The following is a 25,302-nucleotide window of genomic DNA, read 5'->3' as shown; positions in this document are numbered from 1 at the left end:
ATAGGTTGCCATCACTACACCTCCGTCAGCCGCTATTCCAAATAAGGCGATGAATCCCACCCACACAGCCACACTTAAGTTCACGGTTCCCATTTGAAACAGATCCCGAAGATTTTGACCAAATAGATCAAAATTCAGAAACCATCCCTGACCGTAGAGCCAAACAAGTAGAAATCCCCCCGCCCAGGCCACAAAAATGCTACTGAAGATCATGGATGTAGTAGCCACAGACCGAAATTGGAAATACATGATCAGGAAGATAATGACCAGCGCAATAGGCAAAATAATGCTTAGCCGTTTCTCAGCTCGTACCTGATTCTCATAGTTGCCCGCGAATTCAAAATTGATACCTGCGGGAACCGCTATGTTACCGGAGTTCACACTCTCTTCAATAGCACGTCTGGCATTTTCTACCACTTCAATTTCAGCAAAGCCATCTAACTTATCGAAGATTACATAACCCACCAGGAACGTATCTTCGCTTTTGATAGCTTGTGGTCCTTGGCGGTATTTGATCTCAGCCAGTTGTGAAAGAGGTACTTGAACACCCGTCTTGGTGGGAACCAAAAGTTCATTTAAAGCCTCAGGGTTATCTCTTAACTCGCGGGCAAAACGAACACGAATAGGGTATCGCTCGCGCCCTTCAACGGAGGTTGAGACTGCCATCCCACCCACACCCATCGACATAAATTGCTGCACGTCTTGAACGGATAACCCGTAGCGGGCTAACTGTTCCCGGTTCCAATGAACTTCCAAATAGGGTTTACCAACAATACGTTCCGCAAATACCGATGAAGCTTTTACGCCTTCAGCATTCTTCAGGACATCTTCTAATTGTAAACCAAAATTTTCGATTTCTTGAAGATCACTTCCCTTTACTTTGACACCCATAGGGGCTCTCATGCCAGATTGCAGCATCACCAATCGTGTTTCAATGGGTTGAAGTTTTGGTGCCGAGGTAGTTCCGGGAATCCGTGCGGCGGCTACAATTTCATCCCAGATATCATCCGGGGAGTGAATATGATCGCGCCACTGGCGAAAATACTCACCGTTTTCATCCGGAATCAGTTCTCCATCTTCATCTCTTACAAACTCCCCTGAATCATTGACCTCGAATCGCATCCGTCGGCCATTTTCATCCGTTTTGTATTCCGATTTATATTGAATCACATTTTCGAACATGGAGATAGGTGCCGGGTCCAAAGCTGATTCAGCCCGGCCCATTTTTCCAACAACCATTTCAACTTCCGGTATGGAGTTAACAGACAGGTCTATTTTACGCATCACGTCTTCTGCCTCTTCTACACCGGCGTGAGGCATCGTAGTAGGCATTAAAAGGAAAGCTCCTTCATCCAGGGCGGGCATAAATTCTTCACCCAGTCCTGGAAAAGCTTCGGACGCTGAAGTCCAAACGGATGTTTCGCTTATATCAACCCCGACCGTATTAAAGCTTTTGGCTACAAATCCAAAGGTAGTTGCAAAGCCCAGCCAAATTACCACCCCAAAAATCACGAAAAAGGATGGAAGGGTTAGAAAAATCTTTTTATGATCCAGACACCAACTAATAATGGGTTGATAATATTTGATGATGAGCCAGAAGGTGGCAAGAATAAGGGCGATCACTAAAACGATAAAAAACAAATTACCTGCAAAAGAGACCGATGGCCCAAAAGGAAGCCAGTATTCTGTCAGTAGCCAGGTTACTACCACTACAGAAAGTACGTTGTTGAGAATTGGAATTCGTTTGTGATATTCTTCGCCTAAAAAGAATCCCACGCCATTGATTAGTCCGAAGCCCATGATCAACAGACCACCCCAACCTGAAACAGTCAACATGGCAATGAATCCTCCGATCACCAGTAAACCGTTCCAGCTCAGTTTCAATTTCCGATTGTTGATCTTTAACCCAAAGAACCAATGGGCAAAGGGTGGGATCAGTGTGATTGTAATGATAATGGAAGCAATCAGCGCGAAGGTTTTAGTGTAAGCCAATGGTTTGAATAGTTTCCCTTCGGCAGCGATCATCGTAAAGACCGGGAGAAAACTCACAATGGTGGTGGTTATGGCCGTCAATACAGCCCCGGCTACTTCAACAGTAGCATTGTATATAACTTCCAGAAGTGATTCATCTTCCTCCATTTCTTCCAAATGCCGGAGCATATTCTCAGAAAGGATGACTCCCATATCCACAATGGTACCAATGGCAATAGCGATTCCGGAAAGGGCCACAATGTTAGCATCCACACCAAAATACTTCATGGCAATGAAGGTCATGAGTACAGCGATGGGGAGCATTGCAGAAATTAACACCGAAGTTCGCAGATTCAGTACCATTATAACGATCACGATAATGGTAATCAGTATTTGAAGCGTGAGGGCTTCTTCTAGCGTCCCCAAGGTTTCAGAGATCAGCGTTGAGCGATCATAAAATGGTACAATGGTGACTTGAGATTCGGTTCCGTCTTCAAGGGTTTTTACAGGCAGACCGGCAGAAATCTCTTTGATCTGTGCTTTTATATTATCAATTACCTGCTGGGGATTGGCACCTTGCCGGGCTACGACTACTCCACCAACGGCTTCTGCTCCAGCCTTATCCAGTACACCTCTTCGTGGAGCCGGCCCCATACTTACGAAGGCAACGTCCTGAATTCGAATGGGCGTATTATCCACTACTTTAACCACTGCCGATTCCAAATCTTCCAGATTCTCTATATATCCAATTCCCCGAACCAGATATTCCACGTTATTCATCTCAATAGTTCGGGCACCGGTCTCGGCATTGGTTTTCCGAACCGCATCAATCACTTCAGGCAGAGTAACCCCATACGTTTTTAGTTTGTTTGGGTCGATGTCGATCTGGTACTCTTTTACGTACCCTCCAATGGAGGCGACTTCTGCCACACCTTGAGCTCCTGATAGTCCGTATTTCACATAAAAGTCTTGTATAGACCGTAACTCCTGGGGGTCCCACCCACCTGCTGGCTCTCCACTTTGATCCCTGCCTTCCAGCGTGTACCAAAATATCTGTCCTAGTCCGGTAGCATCAGGACCAAGGGCGGGCTTTGCAGTTTGAGGGATAGTGCCGGCAGGAAGCGAGTTTAGTTTTTCAAGGATGCGAGAGCGGCTCCAATAGTAATCCACGTCTTCTTCGAAAATGATGTAAATGATGGAAAGACCGGTCATGGAATTACTTCGAACGGTTTTGATACCAGGCACAGTCAGTAACTGAGTGGTCAAAGGATAGGTAACCTGGTCTTCTATATCTTGAGGTGATTGTCCTTCCCAGTCAGTGTAAACGATCTGTTGGTTCTCCCCAAGGTTGGGAATAGCATCCACAGGAACACGATCCCGAGGAAGAAAGTCAAGATTCCAATTAAAGGGAGCTACTGCAAGCCCCCAGCCTACTAAGACTAGCAAGAATAGTACAGCAACAAGCTTATTTTCCAGGAAAAACCGGATGGTTTTATTTAGCATGAGTTTATTATTTATGAATCGGTACAATTAAAAAAGCGGTCATCTCTCGATAGATATCTGAGACCTTGAAGCCTTTTTTTTACAATAGATAGTACAAGAATCAAGGTTCCTGACGTTACAGGAATGACTTTAGTGGAGAAATGATATACCGGTCCCTAAATCAGAAAGGACTCGTTGGCTAAAAAGATGGGAGGTGGTGAATAGGAATCCGAAGTTTGAATAGCGTGATAGTCGGATTCAGATTGGTTCGTGTGATCTTCCGCAATTATCTGGACTACAGCCAGAACCTTGACTTTCACTTTTTGAAATAAAGGAGCTTCGGTCTTAACTGATAATTCCTCAACAGAGCAGGCACAAACAATACCAAGATCTTGATCTTCATTGGTTTCAGTATGATGTTGGTGTTCCGGTACTTCGGCAAACTCAACAGTCATTGGGCAATCTTCAGCATGTTCACTTTGAGCCTGCATATGGATTCCCATTTCCTGCAACTCTTCACATAGTTCATTTGACATAGCATGAAGTCCGGTTGGAACCGAAACCCCAATCAGGATACTCAGACTGAGCACTGATGCAATAAAGCGATATGTTAGAGAAATTTTCACGTTTCAAGTATATGTAATTAATTCTATCCATGAAAGATGGAACATAATTCGATAAACAAAATCCATAATTAGACAAATTTCAAATATTCTGTTGAACTAATTATGAGTCTAACCCAATTTTAAACGAAATTTATTGTCTTATCTCAAAAGTATCGTAAACGAATTATGTTATAAATCTATATCTAATCAACACTTTCAAAAATTCACTTATTGCCAAGGATGTTTTTATTTTCGCCTTCAAGAGCCTTTAAAATAGGACAGTCTCCTTTAGGTCCTTCCCCAGCACAAGAATCAATTAAATCTACTAGGGTATTCTTTATTCGTTGTAGGTCTTCGATCTTTTCCACCACATCTTGGTATTTTTCTTGCGCTTCACTTTTGATCTCTGAACAAGTAGTGTCCTCATCAATTCGTAGTTCCAGCAGTTCCTTGATTTCACTCAGTGTAAACCCCAACTCTTGCGCCCGTTTGATAAATTTAATTTGATCAATGTGCCGCTGCGTAAATATACGGTAACCGGAACGCCTTCGGTCAGGTTTTGGAATGAGACTGCGTTTTTCGTAATAACGGACGGTTTCCTTATCTACTTTTGCACGGCGAGCTACTTCACCAATTTTGAAAGTGGTGATGTCTTGATACTTTTCATTCTGGTTTTCTCTCATCATTTCACTGACTTCTATTATACGTTTAACAAACCACTCAATTATTAAGAAAAGCCGGGCATAATACCCGGCTCATTAATTACTAATTGTTATTCTTTCTTTTCCATAATTTTACCACAACAGCACGTTGGGTTTTGGTTACCACCACAACTGGGTGGTGCTCCTTTAGTTACTGTTACCTCGCATCCACAATTTTCATCTGGACATTTATAAACATCTCCTTTCTTAAATGGCATGATATTTCCTCTTTTTATTCGAAACATAATTCAATACCAATTTAAGACCTGGAGTATGGTACAGAGTCAAATTAAAAATTGATAAAATTGTTTTAATCTCATATAAATTTATAAATCAGGAGAGAGCTTTCATTTTATCCTTAAGTCTTTTCACAGTCAAATGTGTGTATTTTTCCGTTACTTTCTGGCTCGAATGTCCTGCCATGTAACTTGCTTCAGCCGTGTGAAACCCTTTCTCAATCCAGGTAGTAACTGCTTGGTGTCGCATTCCATGTAAAGTACGAGAAGTTGGAATACCGGCTTCCTTACAGTAGCGTTTAAATTCCCTATACACTCTCATTCCACGAACTGGTTGACCTTTTGTATTTCCACCCGTGTAAATAAACACATAATCACTTGGACTAATCTTAGCACGAACTTTTAAATACACCTCCAGTTCTTTCTTCAATTCATTAATGATAGGAATTAACCGTTCTTTTCTACCTTTGGTGGGTGGTAGTGAAATGTAGCTAAGCTCTTCACTTTCATAGATCAGGTTTTCACCTTTTAGTCCTGAGTACGAAAGCTCAGGGTCATAAGCCGCCTCATGTTTTCGGAGACCACCAAAGAAATACAATGCTACAATCGGTTTGAACCAGTGTTGGACTAAATTAGGATCGAATTCAGGTAAGTCTTTCTTTCTGGCTAACTCATCATCGAATTTCTTAAAAAGAATTCCAAGTTCTTCCTCAGAAATCATTTTGGGTCGGGTATTTTCTCTAATTCTTGGCAAATCCTTTTTAATCTCAGGAAAGTAATCCTTCTCCACAATGTTCTTTTTCAGCAGAAACTTCCACCAAGACCGGAAATGTCGAAAGTAATAGTGCCTTGTAGCAGAAGTAATGCTCTTTTTGAAGATCACATTCTCAAAATGATAGCTCAGTACATTTGTTGGATGCACATCTGATAACTCATTTAATTCTACAAAATGATCTAAAGCTCGCTGGTAGGCTCCAATGGTTGCCGGGGAGAGATGGTTTTTTGATTTGTAGAATAATTCAATGGATTCACTAACCGTGTTACAATCAGTGGTTTCATTACTGGTGTTTCTTTGTAAAACCTTCTTAGGATTGAATCCTTTCGAAAAGGGATTGATCTTGCCTAACGATTCCAGTTTTTCGAGTTCAGTTACCATTTTCTGAGCAACGTCTTTGTGTCGGGTGCCCAATGATTTCCGAACATTCTTTTTACCCAGGTCTTCAGAGTAAAAATTCACATAGTAGTATTTACCGCGTTTGATTAGAAATGCCATAGTAGTTGCCTTCTGAATTAAAGTTCGGTAAGCGAATTCTTAATTCAGCAGCCTTTGCAAACGACCATTCCAAAATTGTACATAGTAGTGTACATAGTAGTTGGGAATGTAGGGGTATGAAAGTGTTCACTTTCGTTCCTTTGCGTTCGCTTACTTAGTGTAAGTAATTAGGCTTTTTTTTGGCTTAGAAGGGAATTGAGGGGGTTTTTACACCCTCTCAATAATTGTGGGCCCGGCAAGACTTGAACTTGCGACCAATCGATTATGAGTCGACTGCTCTAACCAACTGAGCTACGGGCCCGTTTCGTTGATTCGAAAGGGCTGCAAATTTACAAGGATTCCCGTCCAGATAAAAGCACTTTTTACCGGTTCGGCAAAACAAGAAACCCGTACAAGCTACTTCACATGCACGGGCTCTTATCCACTCATTTAGGTTAGTTCCTGGATGTTAATCCTGAATTCCCGTTGTTATTTCGGGCGTAAGGTTAACAGTGGTTTATTCAAATGCTGAGCCACAATGGCTGTGGTTGAGCCCAGAAGTATGCGGGCTATGCCGGTTCGTCCATGGGTGCTCATAACCACCATATCTGCACTGCTGTTAGCATAATCGCAGATTTCAGTATGGGCTGAGAATCCTTTCTTCACAATGCTTACAAACTTCACCGATGATGAACCGCTCTCGGTTTCCCGCACCAGCAGGTCTTCGAAATCAACACCGGTACGCTGGATAGTGAATCCTAACTCAGGATGTTTTTCGAAGTATTTGTTGATGTTACTTATCAGTGACTGATAGACGGCAGCATCATCTTCCACAGTAAATGGCATCACTTCCATACCCAGCGAATACGGTTCAATGATGTGCATCAGAGTGATACCGGCATCAAAGGCATGGGCAAAATCGAAGGCCTGAACCAGTGGCGCAACAGAGTCGCCGGAACCGTCCATCGGCACCAATATTTCGTGGATATTATTTTCAGCAAAAGAAGCACCAATACTGAGTACCGGCTTTTCGCTATACCGGATTACTTTCTCGGTAATATGACTGCGAACTTCATCCGAGTCATGCCCCCCTTTGTTACTCATAATGACCAAATCGTACTGTCTTTCATTGGCCTTATTTGCAATCACCTGCGAAGGCTTTCGCCCCACCAGGTTGATCAACTGTCCGCGATGCTCTTTCGGGATATATTCCTCCGCGATTTCATGCAGTTTGTCGTTCGCTGTTTTGAGTACTTTGGGATACAGATCCTTTTCCATATCAAACGGAACACCCAAATGCTGCATGCTTTCATCGTAATAGCTCATGAGCGGAATCACGTGGATGAGATCGACGGTGCTGTCGTACATCTCCACAAATTTAGCCGCCATTTTAACCGCTTCAAGAGAAGCTTCAGAAAAATCGGTAGGGACTAAGATATGACTGGCTTTCATGACAACCTCCTCTGTTATTAGTTGTTATCGGAAGGTCGGTATTTACTGTGAAGTTTGAATGAAGAAAAAGCTTCTATTTTCCTGGTATTTCGATCGTGGTGATTGCTTCATCATTATACATCCTAATCCTGGATTAGAACCTCAAATCCTCGCACAACCTGACATCTTCGGTAATACATCACATCATCAGAACCTGGTCATTGAAACTTGGAGCTTGGTCTTTGGGATTTATAACCCTACTCCTTCAACTCCGGCTTAATGGTAATTTGCGGCTTCTCGAGGTGCTGAATTACCTGTTCGGTGGTAGAACCCAGCAACATGCGGGAGAGTCCGGTGCGGCCGTGGGTGCTCATTACCACCAGGTCGGCATTTTCATTGGCATATTCGATGATTTCGTGGTGAGCAGCAATGGATTTCAGAATAATGGTCTTAAACCCAATACGATTTTCTTCTCCATTTTCGTGATGGACTAATGCATCCTGAAAGTCACCTTCACCATCTTCCACAGAAAAATTATATTCCTCGTAATCATCAAAAAAGCTATTCAAGCGGCCTTTTAGTCCACCATAAACAGCTTCTTCATCTACCCCGATGGTGGTTGGCTCTATACCGTGCACATCGTGAGCATACATTTCAATCACATTCAGCAGCTCAAGTTTAGCTCCGAATTTCTGGGCTACATCAAATGCTAAAGGGATGGCAGCCAGCGAGTGATTGGAAAAATCACACGGTACTACGATGGTGTTTATGTGATCGGATAACATTTTCTGGGATAACGTAAGTACCGGTGTTTTGGAGCGTCGAATTACTTTATCGGTAGCACTGCCGTGGAAGAAATCAGCGAAATGATCCCCCTTCGCACTCATTATCACCAAATCATAATTCCCTTTCTCAATTTGGCGCAGAATAGAGTCGGAGGGCTTGCGGTCTATATTTACAATGTACTCTCCGCGCTTATCTTTCTTTTTGATGTGCTCATTCGCAAAGGCACTGAGTTCCTTCCGCTGATTTTCGATGAGTTTGGGATATATGTCTTTATCCATACTCAGTGGCACCCCGATCTTATCAAAACTGTCGCCTAAATATTTTGACAAGGGTATAACATGCATCAGGTCAACAGTGCAGTCGAATTTATCTATAAAAAGATCGGCTGACTTTAATGCCGCATTGGATTTCTCGGAAAGATCGGTAGGGATTAATACGCGCTTCACATTCATGGCCACTCCTGTTTTGTTGAATTACTAACTCTAATAATAAAATAAGTTAGCGGCCGCTAATGTTCCATCTTTATTTGTCGCGGAGCCGGTCCAAACCTCCCACTAATATAACTCCAACCAACATCCCAATGATACCACCCCACACATTGGGAGCGTCGCCGGGTTTGGCACCCAACCAGCCCGGAATAAACGGTTCTGATTTGATCAGCTTATTTTTAACCGTCTCAATCTCTACCTGTTTCATCTCCTCAAAAGTAGAATCAGCATTCCTGATTTCACCGATCCGTTCAAATTCCGGCAGGTTTGTGTTTGGTGGATTTTCCATCAGCTCCTGCACCTTGGGGTGATTCATATACTCCACCTGTGTCACCTCCGCGCGTTGCACAAACTCCCGATGCTGGTACGGCCAAATCACATATAGAGACCCAATCAAAAAGCCAATTAGCACGGCTATGGTTTGGGAATGATATTTTGAAAGCAACCAGGAAAGAAATCTCGAAAAAGCAGCTAAACCAACAACAGCTCCCAGCACAAAAGGCAACAATCCAATCAAACCGTCTACAGTTTCCACACCGCCCAGCTTCCCGATTTCAGAAAGCAGGTAATCATATTTCCGCATAATAAGCAACAGGTACGAACCGGAGATACCCGGCAAAATCATGGCACAAATGGCGATACTGCCACTCAAAAATACAAAGGCCGGATGTTCAGGCGTATCGGCCGGAACCAGAGATACGATCCAGATTCCAAAGGCCATTCCCAGCACCAGCATCAATAGTTCTGTTTTAGTGAACCGCTCAAGAGCTTTAATCAAAATGTAGATAGAGCCTACAATCAACCCGAAAAAGAGTCCATACACAATTTCGGGATGGGTAAACATATACACCTGCAGCGGCACTACTTTGGTGAAAAAGGCCAGCGCTGAAAAGATCCCCAGAAACAGAAATGCCAGGAAAAAGATATGGATTTCTTTAAACGCCGCTTTCCATTTCAGCGTGAAAAAAAGCTTTATGAAATTACCGTTTACGCTTTTAATGGCATTCAACAAGCGTTCGTAAATACCCACAATCAAGGCCATGGTTCCGCCACTTACGCCCGGCACAATATCCGCCGATCCCATCAAAAAGCCCTTAAGGGCTAAAAACGGGGCTTCTTTAAAAGTGGTGGTGTCTTTGGGTGAGGTTGACGTTTGCTCCGTTTCAGTCACTACGAGCCACCCCATCCTTTTTCGCCGATAAGCGGTACAAATTTGAAATCAGCCAGTTCTTCACGCTCATATTCATTTTCGGAAACCCGTGTTATGCGCAACATCATCTGCTTGGTGTCGTCCCCCACCGGAATTACTAACCGGCCGCCAATGGCCAATTGCTGCACCAAATCGTCCGGCACAACGGGAGCTCCGGCAGTCACAACAATACCATCATAAGGCGCATAGGTGGACCACCCCAGCGTTCCGTCTCCCACTTTCAGCATGGCTCGATAGCCTAATTCGTGAAGGGCTTCCTTCGCACGGTGATAGAGCTCTTTGTGGCGTTCCACGCTGTAAACATCGGCTCCAAGTTCACACAAAACCATACACTGGTAACCGGAACCTGTTCCGATCTCTAAAATCTTTTCGCCTTTCTCAATATTGAGCAATTCGGTTTGAGCCGCTACAGTGAAGGGCTGAGAGATGGTTTGGCCCATCCCGATTGGGAGAGCAGTGTCGTTATAGGCTTTGGTGTGCAGGGCGGTGTCAATCAATTTATGCCGGGGTATCTTCCCGATAGCCATTAACACACGCTCATCTTCGATACCTTTTTTGCGTAGCGTTTCTACCAACTGCTTTCTTGGCCGGACAAATCTGCGATCTTCCTGCAAACTAACTTCCCTTTTTGTTCCCTGTTTTGTCTTTAATCAAGTATAGGCATTTGGTGTAAAAAATGAGTTAATAAATTAGCTTTTAGTTTCACTTTCCCGTCAGTGCTGTTATTTTCTGCTGAACTTTCTTAAACCTGACTTAATGATCATCGCATTATTGCAAAACCTGACATGGGGCATCGACCCTGAAATCTTTTCCATTGGCCCTATTGCACCCCGTTGGTACGGGTTGATGTTTGCCGGGGCTTTTGTATCCGGCTATTTCTTTGGGGTGAAATTGTGGAAAGACGGTGGCCGTAAAGTCGAGGAAATGGAAAGTATTCTCACCTGGGTTTTAGTGGGAACCGTGATTGGTGCCCGCCTCGGCCACGTTATTTTTTATGATCCCTCCTATTATCTGCGGAATTTAGATCAGGTGCTGGCTATTTGGAATGGCGGATTGGCAAGCCACGGTGCAGCAATCGGGATTATTGTAGCCATGTATTACCAGAGTAAAAAAGCCCCGAAAATGAGTTTCTGGTGGCTGGCCGACCGGGTTGTAATTCCCACAGCCGTGGGCGGTGCTTTCATCAGAACGGGAAATTTCTTCAATTCTGAAATTTACGGACATGCCACCGATGTCTCCTGGGGTGTTGTTTTCACCAACCTGCCCGGACCTGCCGGTACCATTCCACGCCACCCAACCATGTTGTACGAAGCCATTCTTTGCCTGCTCGTATTTGCGGTACTTTGGTACATCTACAAAAAGTATAAAGCGCATCCACCAGAAGGTTCGTTGTTTGGGATGTTTTTAATCCTGCTGTTCTCCGGTCGGTTCTTCCTGGAGTACACCAAAATTCCACAAGCTAATTTTGCCAGCGATTGGATCTTCAATATGGGGCAGCTGCTCAGCATCCCCCTCGTATTGATTGGTTTATACATCGTGCTTAAAAGAGTGGACTGGAGCAGCTATTCGACGTCTCCGGCAAATCCTTAGAAGCCAATCTGGAAATTCATGGCAATACGGTGATTTTCCAGTTCAGCTTGTTCTGGTGGAAATATATAATTCAGCCTGATCTTCGTTTGTTCTGAGGGCAGATAATTCAATGCGATCACAATCTCGTCGCTGTTTAAGGCAGGGATATCTTCAGATTGAAAACTATCCCAGCGCACTAAAAACTGTGCTTTTTCAAGAAATTTAAAACCGCCGGTAACCTGATAGCCCATGATCGTATCATCAAATTCGCCGGACTGACTGTAGTCAATCAATGCAGAAAGGAACTCTCCGCCCATAATAAATCCGCTGTTTTCAACCCGTACATCTCCTCCGAAAATTGCATACTCTCCATCTATGAAAGGGATCGTTCCCGCGGCTATAGACTTGTTATCTTGCTCTCCGTAGGATCCGTTTGCCCCTAAAGCCAGGTTGGTCCCGTCTTTAAATTCAGCATCAAAAGATAACCGGCCGGCATAGTAAAAGGCATCGTTGTCATTGGGCTGCAGGTTGTTTCCATTGAACATCCCAACTGAGTAGCCCAAGCCCTGATCTAAGCGGCCATGCACCCTCACTCCGATATCCCGGTTTTCTGCTAACGCCTTAACTACCTGCGAGCGGCTCACAAAATCGAGATCCTGAGGACCTTTCAGAAATTCTGCACTAATCCCCGGTTTCTGGGCGCCGGCGGTTACATTAAATGCATTGTTCAAGCTATATCCAGCGGTAGCATCCAACAGAATGGGATTGTCGGCTGCATCAAAATGAACTACATAGTTAAAGCCTCCGTCCAGCTTTCCGCTTAACTTAATTCGTGCTGTAGGAAGTGAGAAACTCCGGGATGAAGCCGGTGCCTGATCGTCAAAATCATACAAACCCTGAACCTGAACCAAGGCACCCACTGACAGTGATTCGTTTTTAAACAACTCACGAAGTTCGTCCATAAAAAATGAATCGTCCTGTGCTACAGCTGAAAAGTTTAACAGGCTGAATGCTATGGCCAGCAACAGAGTTGAAAAAAGCTTTTGTGAAGGTTTCATAATAGATGTTGATTATCGGTTAAAACCCAATTACAAGGCGGGCGCCAACAACAACGGCATCATCCAGCGTGGCGTCCAGGCCGGGGTTAAGCACATATTGGGCGTTTCCCTGAACCTGAACATAATCATTTAATGCGAATTGATGCGTAAACTCAATATTGGTTTCTGCTTTTTCTGGTTTATAGCTATTCAGGTAGGTAACGCTTCGGTATTCAGGACTCGCCATTGCATGAGCTACCGCTAAACCGGTTTGATCACCCGGGCGACCCGGTATCAACCCGTCAAAAACAAATCCACCGCCTAAAAATCCGTTCAGCATATTAATGTCCGGATTCACCGCACCGGCTCTGAAAAAAGTCTTCAGGCTTCGCGGTGATGTTGATGTATTTGAAAATATCTCGTATTCCCCAAGTGCATAAAACCCAAACTCCTGCTCCCTAAAACCGGTCACTTCCCAGGTACTTCGCTCATTACTGTAAAACCATCCCCCTATCGCAATTTTATTATTACCGACCACACCAGGATCCAGCATGTTCTGAAGGCGTGTAACCCGGTTTCGCATCTGCAGGCTGTTATCTCTCAGCGACTGAAACCCGATTTCTCCAATCACAAAAACTCCATCCCGTTCCCGGAGGTAAATTTTTGTTCCTCTGGTATTGCCCGGATCGGATGGCACTCCATCCAAAACTGCCGCCTGCATATACAATCCGCTAAATGGATTTATCTTTAAACGAGCGGCAAGTGAGGTGTATGGAAAGGTAGATGGGCCAAGCACTCCGCTTAGCGCTATGGTAGGATCTAACCCGTGTGAGCTGTTCAGGAATAAAAGGCTGCTGTTCAGAACGTTAAACTCGGAGTTAATATCATACAACCCTAGGAGGATGGAGCTGTTGGCGAGAAAGAATTTTTTCTGAACCCATATTTCAAAAATACGCCACGAGTTTTCGGCCTCAATGTTACTTATCCCCTGCAGGTCTCCGGCAAGTCCGCTAATACTTCCACCCTGATTTCCTATACCGTACACATAAAAGGTTGTGCCCGAAAGCCCAAGCGGAAGCTCATCGAAGTTTACCTGCATGTTTACATCAATATTATCAAAATAACGGATGCCGGTCTCATTCCCTCCGGCTACATTTCCGAATAAATCTCCGGTGTAACTTACACTGACTTCAAACGGACTGGCCGCATTCTCTTCTGCTTGTTGAGCAAATATTCCTGCCGGTTGCAGAAATAGAAAAAGAGCGAATAATAATCCGGATTTGCCAAGAGATGTTAGTTGAGTGATCAAGCTTTTTGTTGGTTTGTGGACTTTTGAAGAATCATCTTTTTCAATGTGATTAGTGGATTGATCATTCACCACCCACTATCTTTATTTTGACTGTCTTTAAACTATCAGGAATTACGAGGTTGCTTAGGGAATCAGTGGCTTGATTTCTATCTTTGCCGTCCTAATATAGAATTATGGAATTACTCTCGCTCCCTATCACCAAAGTTTTTTTGTATGCGCTGCTCACGGCGGTTACTACCGGATTGGGAGCTCTGCCTTTCTTTTTTATCAAGGATATTTCTCCTTCCCTGTTGGGTAAATCCAATGCTGCAGCTTCCGGGTTGATGCTCGCCGCCAGCTTCAGCCTTATCATGGAAGGGTATGACATCGACCAATGGATGACACTGGGCGGGATGCTGGGCGGCGTAATTTTGGTGGTATTAGCAAATCGATGGATGGAGGGCCGAACGGAAGTTGGCGTTGAAGATCTTATTACCGGCAAACGCAAACAGATGCTGCTTTTCCTCGGCATTATGACGGTTCATTCCTTTGCGGAGGGAATAAGTGTGGGCGTTTCGTTTGCCAACACGATGGAGTTTGGGGTCTTTATCGCTATTGCTATTGCTGTGCATAACATCCCGGAAGGATTGGCTATCAGCCTGGTTATGGTTCCCCAGGGAACTTCTGCTTTTAAAGCCGTGCTTTGGAGTATTTTTTCGAGCCTGCCCCAGCCGTTAATGGCTATCCCTGCTTTCCTGTTTGTTGAAGTTTTTAAAGAATACCTCCCCTTCGGCCTGGGCTTTGCAGCCGGTGCTATGATCTGGATGGTTTTTGCTGACCTGATTCCTGAAGCGCTTGAACAGTGTTCTCCCAAAAAAGTCGGGCTTTGGGTTACACTGGCTATCCTTGCCATGAGTGCTTTCCAGATTCTAATCGGGCATTAGTTTTCATTGAATAACAGCCCTTGAACAACCTTCCGTTGCTATCTGAGGATCGTTTATCCGCAAATTTCATTTACATTCTTTTTTAAGTTTTTTTCAAAGCCTGAATTGTTCATTTCGTATTTTAGGTGAAATAAATTTTCAAGCTTTTTCTTTAAGACATTGAACTTTAGGAACACCCTGCTCTTACTCTTTTTACTGATCCCCATATATTCACTCGCACAATCAGAGACTACTGACACCCCTGAGGAGAAACAAACCCTCAACGTGTATTTAGATTGCCGGGGTTGTAACGGAAGTTATGTTCGCTCTGAGGTGAATTTCATTAATTTTGTACGAGATCAATCGGATGCCGAAGTACACCTTCTGGTTACACTTCAGCAAACAGGCAGCGGAGGCTGGGAGCATACCCTGAATTTTATGGGACAGGGTTTTATCGAGGATAAATCTCAAATCCTCACTTTTGTGAGCCCTAAATCTGATACTAACGACGAAATGCGCCGACGCCTCGTTAAGCACGTGAAACTGGGACTGGTTTATTTCCTGGCCGGGCGTGAAGTCCTTTCTGATCTGAACGTAAATTTTTCCGGGTCCTTAAGCGAAAGTACCGTAGTAAGTGAAGCCGATCCCTGGAACAGTTGGGTGTTTAGGGTGAGAGCCAGCACCGACTTTGACGGTGAGCAGTCGCAGGGCAACCTCAGGCTAAACGGAAATGTTGATGCCCGCCGTATTACCGACCAATGGAAAATCAATTTCAATTATAATCAGAATTATCGCCGACGAAGTTTTACTTCTGAAGACAGCACCGGCAAAGAAACGACCGATATTTACATCACTGAGAACCAGAGATTTTTTGGCTTGCAGGCCTTTAGCTTAGGGGATCACTGGACGGTAGGTGCCTATCAGCGTGCACAGTCATCAACCCAGAATAACATTGATTTAAGTATTGGGGCAACACCTTCTATCGAGTACAGCCTTTTCCCTTACAGAGAGCATAACCGTCGCGAGGTAACCTTCCGGTATGGTATCCTCGGATCTTATTATGATTACAGCGAAACTACCATTTTTAACAAAGATGAGGAGTTTTTATGGAGACAGGAACTGACGATCAGAACAGATTTCACGCAGCCCTGGGGTGGTATTTATGGCTGGCTTGATGCCGGAAATTACATGCACGACTTCAGCAAAAACCGAGTCAATATGGGATTCCGGGTAAACATGAGAATCGTAAGGGGCCTCTCCATTTTCTTTTCCGCACGATACTCTTTGATCAACGATCAGCTGAGTCTGCCCGCCGGCGATTTAACCGAGGAAGAACGACTGCTTAATTTATCCCAACAAGCCACCTCATATGAATACGGTGGCTCATTCGGGTTTGAGTTCAACTTCGGTTCTGTGTACAACAACGTGATTAACCCACGCTTCTAAGCGTTACTTCCATTGTTAACCATGGAGGCATTCAGTTTTTCTCCACCTCTGATTCCGAAATCCAGCGTTCGGATGGGGTATGGAATCATAATGTCGTTCTCGTCAAATGCTTTTTTCAGCGCGATAATCGCTTCACTTTGAGCTCCCCAATATTGAGGTAGCTTATCGAATGCTATCCAGAAGCGAATTTTGAAGTTTACCGAGCTGCCGCCAAACTCATCAAAATAGAGCTCAACATCTTTGGATGTATCTCTCATATCCAGTTCTTGGATGGCTTCAATGGCTACTTTCCGCGCTTTTTCAAGGTCATCTCCATAAGAAACACCGCAGGCCAAATCTATTCTTCGCTCTCCGTTCTTGGTATAGTTTACAAATGGGTTTTCGTACACCACTTTATTGGGTACATAAATAATTTGTCCCTGTGGGGTGCGAATAACCGTATTTCTCAGATTCAGCTTCTCAACGGTTCCAAAAAGGTCGTTGGTTTCTATGATATCACCTATTCCAAAAGGGTGGCGAACCGATAACAATACGCCCGATATAAAATTCGAGGCGATATCCTGAAAGGCAAAACCTAAAGCCAGTCCAATAATACCCGCACCGGCAAGTAAGCTGGTTACCATACCATCCAGGTTCAGAATGCTAAGCGCAATAAAAACCCCGATACCGATTACCAGAACTCCCAATACGGTTTGGGCTAACCCGGTTACGGTTTTATTAGTCGTAACTTTGGAAAGCACTTTGCCAACAAATTTCCGTATCCCCTTGGCAATGGCATAAAAAACGATGACGACCAATAACGCCACTGCAAGGTTTGGCAGCATTTCGATGGTGGTAGTCAACCATTCTTCTACTTTTCCGGTTACTAATTCGTAAATATTTCCTATTTCCATTTGTTCTAACTTGTTTTCTGTATTGATCTTATGCTATTATGAAGGAGATTGAGTAAGAAATTGTTCCATTCAGGTCGTCTTTAAAGAAATATTAACCCAACTAACGGTAATTCATGAATTTTTACCTTAAAACAACCCTCGCAGCATTCATTATTTCTTTTCTATCAATGCCTTTTCTGCAGGCTCAGGATTATGCCGCCAGCGCCAATGAAGTAACACCACTGCTGATCAGCTCAGAAATCCCTGATGTCACCGTAAAGAATATTGATGGCGAGACGGTCAGTCTCCGTGATAAAGTGTACGAACAGCCTTCCATATTGGTTTTTTACCGAGGCGGCTGGTGCCCTTATTGCAGCCGACATCTTGCTGACCTTAAAAAAATTGAAGATGATTTATATGAAATCGGGTATCAAATTTTAGCTATCAGCCCGGATCGTCCCGAAAAACTCAAAGCCACGCTCAATGAAAACGAATTGGGATATACCCTGCTCTCCGACAGCCCCATGAATGCAACCAAGGCCTTTGGCTTAGCTTTTAAGGTAGATACTGAAACTGTTGAGAGATATAAGTCCATAGGTATTGACCTTGAAGGAGATTCAGGGTATGATCACCATCTGCTACCGGCCCCGGCTGTTTACATTGTAAATACCGATGGGATAGTCCGGTTCAATTATGTGAATCCAAATTACAAAGAGCGTATTGATGGCGATGTATTACTTACCGCAGCTAAAACCTATTACGAAGAATAAGCAAGGCAACTGTTGAATGGCCGGGCATAAACTGTACAGTAAAAGTGAACTGGATGTATCCGGCCTTAAGGTAGTTGTACTTCGGAAAAATGTTAAAAACCTGAACCTTCGGGTTTATCCTGCCGAATGCCGGGTAAGGATTTCCGTCCCCCGGCGTATTTCTGATTCGGAAGTAGCAACCTTTGTTGAAGACAAGCTTCCATGGATTCAAAAACACCTTGCTAAGTACAGGAAAAAGCCTAAGCCTCAACCGCAAAAATATACCACCGGTGAGCTACACCCTGTTTGGGGAAAGGACCTTGAGCTGGTTGTAGTTGAAAGAAATAAACCACCGGAAGTTTTGGTTGATGGTACTAAACTGAAGTTATTCGTCCGCCCCGGAACCGATCAACAAAAGAGAACTTCTATACTGAAAGAGTGGTACCGGGAGAAATTAAAGCAAAAAATTCCGGAGCTTATCGAGAAATGGGAGCCTGAAATGGGCGTACAGGTGGAAGAGTTTGGGGTGAAGCACATGAAAACCCTGTGGGGAACCTGTAACATTCGTGCCCGCAGAATTTGGCTGAACCTGGAATTGGCCAAAAAGCGCCCGGAACTGCTGGAGTATGTAGTTGTCCATGAGATGGTGCATTTGCTGGAGCGCCTGCACAACAAACGATTTTACGGTTTCATGAGCCGTTTCCTGCCCAACTGGAAATCCCTTAAAAATGAACTGAATGGCAAGTCTCAAATCTCAGACTGTTAAGTTCTTTTCAAACTGAAGTTTTTAGCGAAGGTTTTTTCCCTTACCGACATCTAAGTAAGTGAACCCAAAATTATATCAGGAGATATATCATGAAAACCTTAGTTAAATCTTTCGCTGTAACCGCTTTATTGTTGAGCTTATCTGTGAGCGCCATCGGGCAACAACGATTTAAGAATCCAGACCGTGATCGCGGCGAACGCGTGGAACGGTTTCAGCAAAAACGAAATGCCCAGGGCCAGCAACATCAACGAGTCATGGCCATGCTTGACCTCAGTGATGAGCAAAAAGAACAGATTCAGGAAATTCATCTGAATGGACAAAAGGAAATGCTTCCGCTGAAAACTCAGCTTCAGGAAGCCCATGCCAAGCTTCGCACACTTACCGTAGCTGATGAGTATGATGAGGCCGAAGTTCAGGAAGTAATTGGTGAAATTTCTGAACTAAACAAAACCATGCTCACAAACCGGGTAGAACACCGGCAACAAATCCGCGAACTACTCACCGATGATCAGCGCGTAAAGTTTGATAATCTGCATCTGCGCATGCAAAAACGATTTTCCCGCATGGGAGCAAACCGTTAGTTAGTATTTTAAATGTGGGGATTGATTTCCCTGCATTTTATTTAAGCCTTTTGGTAACTATAATGCAGGCATCAAAACCATCAAATAAAAACCCTAAAACCGGTTCCATCGAAGATTCTGAATATATTGAACGGCTTAACCGCCGCGATGAATCTGCCTTTAAGCAGTTGGTGAACGAACATAAAAATCAGGTGTATAACACCTGCTTGGGGTTTTTACGAAATCCGCACGATGCGGAAGATGTGGCACAGGAAGTGTTTATTCAGGTGTTCGATTCTATCGGCGATTTCCGCGAAGATGCGGCGCTTTCGACCTGGATATATCGCATTGCCGTTACCAAATCCCTGGAGTTGATTCGATATCGAAAACGAAAAAAAAGATCGGGTTTCTTTAAAGCCATTGGTTCTGTTTTCAGTGAGCCGGACGAGCAAGAAGATAAATCGGGATATATGCACCCCGGTGTAAAGCTCGAGAACAAAGAACGGGCTGCGACTTTATTTAATGAAATTGAAAAGCTGCCTGAACGTCAGCGGGTGGCCTTCACTTTACAGAAAGTGGAAGGACTAAGCTACCAGGAAGTAGCCGATGTGATGGACGTAAGTGTTCCGGCGGTTGAATCACTCATTCACCGTGGAAAAGAAAACCTGAAGAAGCAGCTGTATGACTACTATCAACAAAATGAAATGGATTGAATCATGAAAAATCAAAACCACACAGATCGGGAAGTAGAGAAAACCCTGGCATCGCTGGACGGTATAGAACGCGCCACCACCGATGATTTCTTTTACAGCCGGGTTTCAGCACGGCTTGAAAAGCGTAGCAAGGTCAAGGAATCTTCCGGCTTTGGTGTAGCCTTTGCCGCTGCGGCTGTGTTCATCATGCTGGTGTTAAACCTGATTTCGATTTCCCAATACGCCCCAGCCTCTGATACTACTGCCACTACCCGAACCGAAGTTGTTGAGCAGCTGGCGTCCGATTATCAATCCTTTGACAATAATTATTACCAAACCTTTGAGGAAGAGTGACATGAAAATTGAAACCAAATTTAAGTGGGCGTTAACCGGTTTTCTTGTAATGGTACTGCTCAACGCCGCACTGCTTACCACTATCTGGATTAAAAAGTCAGGTGACCGCGACGGAAAGAGTTTTCGTGACAATGATCGAAATCCAAATGTCATTCATCGATACATGCAGCGAGAGCTACAGCTTACCGATGCCCAGGCGGATTCCTTGTCGGCCCTGCGCAAATCTCATTATCAGGAGATGCGTGTACTACGAAAGGAGCTTAACGTGGACCGGCGTGCCTATTTCGATTTTATAATGAGCGATGAAGCCAATAATGACCAAAAGCGAGACTCTATTCTAACTGAACTCACCAACCAGTACAGCATTATTGAAAATATGTTTTATACGCATATGACGGACATGAAGGAAATTCTCAACAACGAGCAGCAGGAGCGCTTTGAGCAGTTGATGAGGGAGACTTTTATACATGACCGAAAAGGTGATAATATGCCAATGCCGCATAGAAACCGGTGAATTCTATACATAGAAAAACCCCTGATTGAAGTAATAATCAGGGGTTTTTATTTGATCAAAATTAACTACTTGATCAATGTCATTTTCCGGATTTTTGTTTGATTAGCAGTTTTCAACCGGTAGAAATAAATGCCGCTCGCTAAATTCGAACCATCAAAACTTAATGAATAATAGCCGGCAGCCTGCCGCTGATCAACAATGGTAGAAACCAGCCTTCCTGTCACATCAAATACTTGCAATTTCACTGATCCGTTCTTTGGCAGTGTATAACTTATGCTGGTAGAAGGATTGAATGGATTCGGATAGTTTTGATTGAGGCTAAAACTGCTTATGTCCGCGACAGACTCTTCATTTCCAACCATAAACTGACCTGATGTATATATATAAACCGGGTCAACCGGGTAATTGAACTCATCTATCTGTGGGAGTAAATAATCGTTTTTATTGTCTCCATTGAAATCACCAACGGCCGGTGCTCCCCTGCTTGCATAAATGAAGTTGGTATGTGGACTCAATCCAACAGCCGGATTTGGCGCTTCCATGAACACAGCTATGTTAGTACCCATTGTATCAAGGTTCCCACCATAATAAATTCCGGCATTCGTAGTACTAAATCCGTAGCCTGCATAGATTAGTTCTGATTTTCCATCTCCATTTTGATCAGGAACTGCAGCTATCGATCCTAAACTACTATCCAGAGTATCCAATTCACTTGTATTTGTTGATGAAGCATAATCGGATGCCTTGATAAAAATTCTTCCATCTACTAAAGAATCCGGATTTGAAGATCCTGCATAAATGCGTATTGCTTCAGCTCCTTTAGTCGAACCGGTGGAATAATCCCGATGGAATACGGATGTTACTGCCAGATCATTAATCATATCTCCATTAAAGTCACCGTGGGTCATAGTTTGGGCAAATAAACTGAATTGCTGTTGCTGAAAAACAACTGGAATAGTCACCATGGGGTCAGAATCAAAACTACTCCCCCCTGGCCCATCAAAACCGCTATGGATATAAATCACATTATTAGATGTGGTTGCAAAATCATCAATGCCATCATCATTAAAATCGCCAAGCTTTGTAAAATTGAATGGGAAATAACCTAACTCTATATCATTTTGATTCCCTATTGAAGAGCCTCCAAAAATAATATGAGCATTTTCCCGAAATTGCTCTGACGTAATCATTATATCACTAAATCCATCATTATTGATGTCGCCGATACCTTGTACATTCCCCAAATTTCCAACGGTATCAGGATACAAGTCTGTATAATTGATAGTATGATCAGCCACATTATCAGCAGATGTACCTCCAAAGAATACGTCCACTCGTGCGTCATTCGCGTCTAAATCAGAGCGGCCTTTTGAAATCAGTAAATCACTATTACCGTCACCGTTAAAATCACCAACTCCCGGCAAATAGACTTTCTCTCTTTTATTGAAATCAAAAATCAAATCCGGTTGCGGATCATCTACAAAAGCTCCTCCTCCAAAAAATACATAGACATCACTTGAAACATCATAAACAATTCCATAATCATCCTCTCCGTCATGATTATAATCACCGGCATTAAATACATAATGAGGAGTATCCACCAGAAATGGATCTACAACTAATGTCTCAGCCGAATCTGTAAGTGAGCCGGAAACATTGCCAAAATGGACGCGATAACCACGGACTTCATTATCAGGGTTAGTGAAACTAACAACTATATCCGCTATTCCATCACCATTTACATCCCCACCGCTGTTTCGGTTTTCTGTAGGATTATTCGGCAAACCAGTAATGTCTCCTGCCTGCGTTGGCAGACTTGTATCCGTTAGATTTAACCCTGCATCACTCTCAACAAATAGCACATTCTCACTGTTTATTACCAGTAACTCTTTCGTACCATTATCATTGAAGTCATTTATTATGGCAAAATCATCCGCTTCATATACTTCAGCGTTGGTATTACTTTCGGAATAATACTCACCAGCTGTTGGGTCCAGCTCTAAGATTCTTACTTGATCATCTGCTGATATAATTAGCTCCAGGTTTGAGTTCCCGTTCAAATCAACAAGGCCTATTTCTCCAGACCTCATTGAAATATAGGAGGAAAAAAATGAAGGACTTAAGGTATCAGAAGAAACCAAATCCAGACCTCCTGACATATTTTTCTGATATACACTTATCAATCCAAATGTACTTTGTATGTCAGGTGTTAAGCTTGAAACCTGAATAAGTTCAACGGTCCCGTCGTTGTCAACATCACCGTAGGTAACTTTATCGTAACGATAGTTAACTCCGTTTGTAATACTTAATGTATCTACCCTTACACCAGCCAGGCTATCTGACCCATTTATAATATAGATTTCACTTTCTTCGGCTGGAAAGATGGTACTATTATCATATACAATGATATCTCTATTTCCATCACCATTAAAATCACCCGGAGAATTATAAATCAGAGCTATGCTTCTGTCAATTAGCTCTAAATCAATCAGCATATCCAAATCCCCGCTTGATTCGTCAACCACCAGATATAATACATCATCTTCGTATCTGATTGCTTCGGGCACACCATCTCCGGTAACATCTACTGCAAAACTGAATCCATCCCTTACTAAATCACTGTCTACCTCAGATATACCATTATCAGAACCATATAATATCACCATCTTAGTAATTTGATCCGTCGGGTCATCGGTTGTTTCATCTGCTGTAAAAACTGTATAGTAGAAATCAGCCTTACTATCCCCATTTATATCTCCTGCATAACTTATACTGTTAGATGGCAGGAAATTTCTTTCCGGATTAGGATAAGGACTACCACCTATTCTAAAGCCCGGCTCCAACACCAAAGCCGAGTTACTTTTTTGATAAAACAAAGAATGGCTTGTTTTATTTACACTTATCTCGCTTTTAATGACCTCTCCTGTGTCGACCTTATTCTGAGCCTTGACTGCAACTGAAGCTCCTAAAAAACACAGCAGAAGTACGATTCTTGACGTATTCATCTTAGTACCCCTGTTTGTAATTGATATTATGCAACTTATTTTTTGTTGCATAATTAAGCTACACTTTTATTTGTTTATTGCAAGTTGGTCGATGTTCGGGCGATTATTGCGTATCTTGGAAGCCTATGAATACGACTGAAACCGCCCAAAAAACCGACCTTAAAGCATTAACCAAAGAAGAGCTTACCCATTTTTGTAAAGAGCTGGGCTTGCAAAGCTTTCGCTCCGATCAAATTTTCCAATGGCTGTACCAAAAAGGAGTGTCTGATTTTGAAGACATGACCAACCTGTCTAAAGACCTGAGAGAGAAACTGAGGGAGATCGCCACTATCAACCGCATTAAACCGGTTCAGCAGCAGGAAAGTAAAGACGGCACCATTAAGTTTCTTTTTAACCTGAACGATCCTGAAGAAGATTATAAAGTTGAAGCCGTATTAATCCCGGACTTTTTTGCTGACGGTGCCGCTCGCCGACTCACCGTTTGTGTGTCATCACAGGTGGGATGTGTATTCGGCTGTGCTTTTTGTGCAACCGGTAAGATGGGGCTATTCCGCAACCTTACGCACGGTGAAATTGTGGATCAGGTACAATACATCAATGAATTGGCCGAAGAAAAGTATGGTAAGAAAATCACCAATGTTGTGTATATGGGAATGGGCGAGCCGCTGCACAACTATAAAGCCATCACCAATTCAGCCCACATTATCTCGGATCCGCTGAGTATTGAACTTTCCCCTAAACGAATTACGGTTTCTACTGTCGGGCTTACCAAGCAGATTAAGAAACTGGCAGATGATCAGGAAGAATTTAACCTGGCTATTTCCCTGCACGCACCCACTGATGTTAAGCGTGATAAGATCATGCCGATTAACAGTTCTATGAACCTCGAGAGCCTGGAAGACGCTGTTAAATATTATTACAGAGCCACTGAGCGTTCCATCACCTACGAATACTTGTTGTTTGATAACTTCAACGACAGTCCGCAGGATGCCCGTGATTTAGCCAAAATTGTGAAGTGGGTACCCAGTAAGGTGAACATTATTATGTACAACAATGTGGCCGGTGTGGAGCTTCAGCGTGCAAGAGAAGATCGGCTGGACAACTTTATGCGTGAACTGATCAAAAATGATGTGCGTGCAACGGTTCGAAGAAGCCGGGGCGATGATATTGACGCCGGTTGCGGTCAGCTTGCTATCCGGGAAGGAGCTCCCAAAGGTAAAACGATGGCGAAGTAGTTAAGGGGGCTTTTCTTTAGCACCATCCGTTCCGACGCAGAGCGTCCGGAACGAGAGTAATAGTTTTAGAAGAGTGGGACTTCAGAATGCAGGATTCTGGCTCCTGTATTTTGAGTGCCGACTCCTCCCT

General features: G+C 43.5%; 22 protein-coding genes and 1 tRNA gene. 10 read left to right on the top strand and 13 right to left on the bottom strand.

Translation table 11 applies throughout. The features are described from left to right. The 9 genes from NM125_RS09790 to NM125_RS09750 all read right to left on the bottom strand — a co-directional run. On the bottom strand, window positions 1–3,474 hold a 3,474-nt coding region (locus NM125_RS09790), incomplete at its 3' end, for an efflux RND transporter permease subunit (RefSeq protein ID WP_255134722.1). A 155-nt stretch (window positions 3,475–3,629) separates the two neighbouring features. Then, window positions 3,630–4,079, bottom strand: coding sequence for a hypothetical protein (locus NM125_RS09785; RefSeq protein ID WP_255134721.1), 450 nt, complete (start codon window positions 4,077–4,079; stop codon window positions 3,630–3,632). A 203-nt stretch (window positions 4,080–4,282) separates the two neighbouring features. Further along, window positions 4,283–4,744: a MerR family transcriptional regulator gene (locus NM125_RS09780; RefSeq protein WP_255134720.1), complete on the bottom strand. Its 462-nt coding sequence runs from the start codon at window positions 4,742–4,744 to the stop codon at window positions 4,283–4,285. 348 nt (window positions 4,745–5,092) lie between these two features. Continuing rightward, window positions 5,093–6,268 carry a tyrosine-type recombinase/integrase gene (locus NM125_RS09775; RefSeq protein WP_255134719.1) on the bottom strand — a complete coding sequence of 392 codons (1,176 nt, stop codon included), beginning with the start codon at window positions 6,266–6,268 and terminating at the stop codon, window positions 5,093–5,095. A 227-nt stretch (window positions 6,269–6,495) separates the two neighbouring features. Beyond that, window positions 6,496–6,569 (bottom strand) — tRNA-Ile (locus NM125_RS09770). Between the two features lie 167 nt (window positions 6,570–6,736). Then, window positions 6,737–7,699 carry a universal stress protein gene (locus NM125_RS09765; protein WP_255134718.1) on the bottom strand — a complete coding sequence of 321 codons (963 nt, stop codon included), beginning with the start codon at window positions 7,697–7,699 and terminating at the stop codon, window positions 6,737–6,739. Window positions 7,700–7,935: 236 nt separating this feature from the next. Further along, a complete protein-coding gene (locus NM125_RS09760) occupies window positions 7,936–8,916 on the bottom strand; it encodes a universal stress protein (RefSeq protein WP_255134717.1) in 981 nt (326 codons plus the stop codon). Between the two features lie 70 nt (window positions 8,917–8,986). Next, window positions 8,987–10,138 (bottom strand): DUF368 domain-containing protein, encoded by a 1,152-nt coding sequence (locus NM125_RS09755; RefSeq protein ID WP_255134716.1) that lies wholly within the window; start codon window positions 10,136–10,138, stop codon window positions 8,987–8,989. Beyond that, window positions 10,123–10,776 carry a protein-L-isoaspartate(D-aspartate) O-methyltransferase gene (locus NM125_RS09750; protein ID WP_255134715.1) on the bottom strand — a complete coding sequence of 218 codons (654 nt, stop codon included), beginning with the start codon at window positions 10,774–10,776 and terminating at the stop codon, window positions 10,123–10,125. Before NM125_RS09750 ends, NM125_RS09755 begins: the two co-directional genes overlap by 16 nt. 142 nt (window positions 10,777–10,918) lie before the next feature. On the opposite strand from NM125_RS09750, the gene lgt reads away from it, so the two are divergent. Further along, entirely contained in the window at window positions 10,919–11,752 is an 834-nt protein-coding gene (gene lgt, locus NM125_RS09745) for a prolipoprotein diacylglyceryl transferase (RefSeq protein ID WP_255134714.1), read from the top strand. Here lgt and NM125_RS09740 read toward each other — a convergent pair. Both NM125_RS09740 and NM125_RS09735 read right to left on the bottom strand, forming a co-directional pair. Beyond that, complete coding sequence (locus NM125_RS09740; RefSeq protein ID WP_255134713.1) at window positions 11,749–12,789, bottom strand: porin; 1,041 nt, start codon at window positions 12,787–12,789, stop codon at window positions 11,749–11,751. The two genes, lgt and NM125_RS09740, sit on opposite strands and share 4 nt — an antisense overlap. A 19-nt stretch (window positions 12,790–12,808) precedes the next feature. Continuing rightward, the gene (locus NM125_RS09735) at window positions 12,809–14,077 is read right to left on the bottom strand and encodes a carbohydrate porin (RefSeq protein WP_255134712.1); all 1,269 of its coding nucleotides are present in this window, start codon (window positions 14,075–14,077) and stop codon (window positions 12,809–12,811) included. A gap of 173 nt (window positions 14,078–14,250) precedes the next feature. Here NM125_RS09735 and NM125_RS09730 point away from each other — a divergent pair, with 173 nt between their 5' ends. Continuing rightward, entirely contained in the window at window positions 14,251–15,000 is a 750-nt protein-coding gene (locus NM125_RS09730; RefSeq protein ID WP_255134711.1) for a ZIP family metal transporter, read from the top strand. A 159-nt stretch (window positions 15,001–15,159) separates the two neighbouring features. Continuing rightward, on the top strand, window positions 15,160–16,425 hold the full coding sequence (locus tag NM125_RS09725) for a hypothetical protein (protein ID WP_255134710.1): 1,266 nt from the start codon (window positions 15,160–15,162) through the stop codon (window positions 16,423–16,425). Here the strand turns inward: NM125_RS09725 and NM125_RS09720 are convergent. After that, on the bottom strand, window positions 16,422–17,318 hold the full coding sequence (locus tag NM125_RS09720; protein ID WP_255134709.1) for a mechanosensitive ion channel family protein: 897 nt from the start codon (window positions 17,316–17,318) through the stop codon (window positions 16,422–16,424). The genes NM125_RS09725 and NM125_RS09720 overlap by 4 nt on opposite strands. A gap of 113 nt (window positions 17,319–17,431) precedes the next feature. Between NM125_RS09720 and NM125_RS09715 the strand changes: the two genes are divergently transcribed. From NM125_RS09715 to NM125_RS09690, 6 genes are all read left to right on the top strand, one after another. Further along, entirely contained in the window at window positions 17,432–18,067 is a 636-nt protein-coding gene (locus NM125_RS09715) for a peroxiredoxin-like family protein (protein ID WP_255134708.1), read from the top strand. A 16-nt stretch (window positions 18,068–18,083) separates the two neighbouring features. Continuing rightward, window positions 18,084–18,812 (top strand): M48 family metallopeptidase, encoded by a 729-nt coding sequence (locus tag NM125_RS09710; RefSeq protein WP_255134707.1) that lies wholly within the window; start codon window positions 18,084–18,086, stop codon window positions 18,810–18,812. 89 nt (window positions 18,813–18,901) lie between these two features. Further along, window positions 18,902–19,393 (top strand): Spy/CpxP family protein refolding chaperone, encoded by a 492-nt coding sequence (locus NM125_RS09705; protein ID WP_255134706.1) that lies wholly within the window; start codon window positions 18,902–18,904, stop codon window positions 19,391–19,393. Window positions 19,394–19,455: 62 nt separating this feature from the next. Beyond that, window positions 19,456–20,085, top strand: a complete 630-nt coding sequence (locus NM125_RS09700) for an RNA polymerase sigma factor (protein ID WP_255134705.1) — start codon at window positions 19,456–19,458, stop codon at window positions 20,083–20,085. Window positions 20,086–20,088: 3 nt separating this feature from the next. Then, window positions 20,089–20,418 carry a hypothetical protein gene (locus NM125_RS09695; protein WP_255134704.1) on the top strand — a complete coding sequence of 110 codons (330 nt, stop codon included), beginning with the start codon at window positions 20,089–20,091 and terminating at the stop codon, window positions 20,416–20,418. A 1-nt stretch (window position 20,419) separates the two neighbouring features. Then, window positions 20,420–20,932 (top strand): Spy/CpxP family protein refolding chaperone, encoded by a 513-nt coding sequence (locus tag NM125_RS09690; protein WP_255134703.1) that lies wholly within the window; start codon window positions 20,420–20,422, stop codon window positions 20,930–20,932. A gap of 65 nt (window positions 20,933–20,997) precedes the next feature. Here NM125_RS09690 and NM125_RS09685 read toward each other — a convergent pair whose 3' ends face one another. Further along, window positions 20,998–23,988 (bottom strand): T9SS type A sorting domain-containing protein, encoded by a 2,991-nt coding sequence (locus NM125_RS09685; protein WP_255134702.1) that lies wholly within the window; start codon window positions 23,986–23,988, stop codon window positions 20,998–21,000. A gap of 74 nt (window positions 23,989–24,062) precedes the next feature. Between NM125_RS09685 and rlmN the strand changes: the two genes are divergently transcribed. Next, a complete protein-coding gene (gene rlmN, locus NM125_RS09680; RefSeq protein WP_255134701.1) occupies window positions 24,063–25,172 on the top strand; it encodes a dual-specificity RNA methyltransferase RlmN in 1,110 nt (369 codons plus the stop codon). Window positions 25,173–25,302 lie beyond the last annotated feature (130 nt).

It is taken from the genome of Gracilimonas sediminicola, from assembly GCF_024320785.1.
Classification (GTDB): Bacteria; Bacteroidota; Rhodothermia; order Balneolales; family Balneolaceae; genus Gracilimonas; species Gracilimonas sediminicola.
The sequence above is the reverse complement of the archived record's forward strand: the minus strand, read 5'-3'. Positions and strand labels throughout refer to the sequence as shown.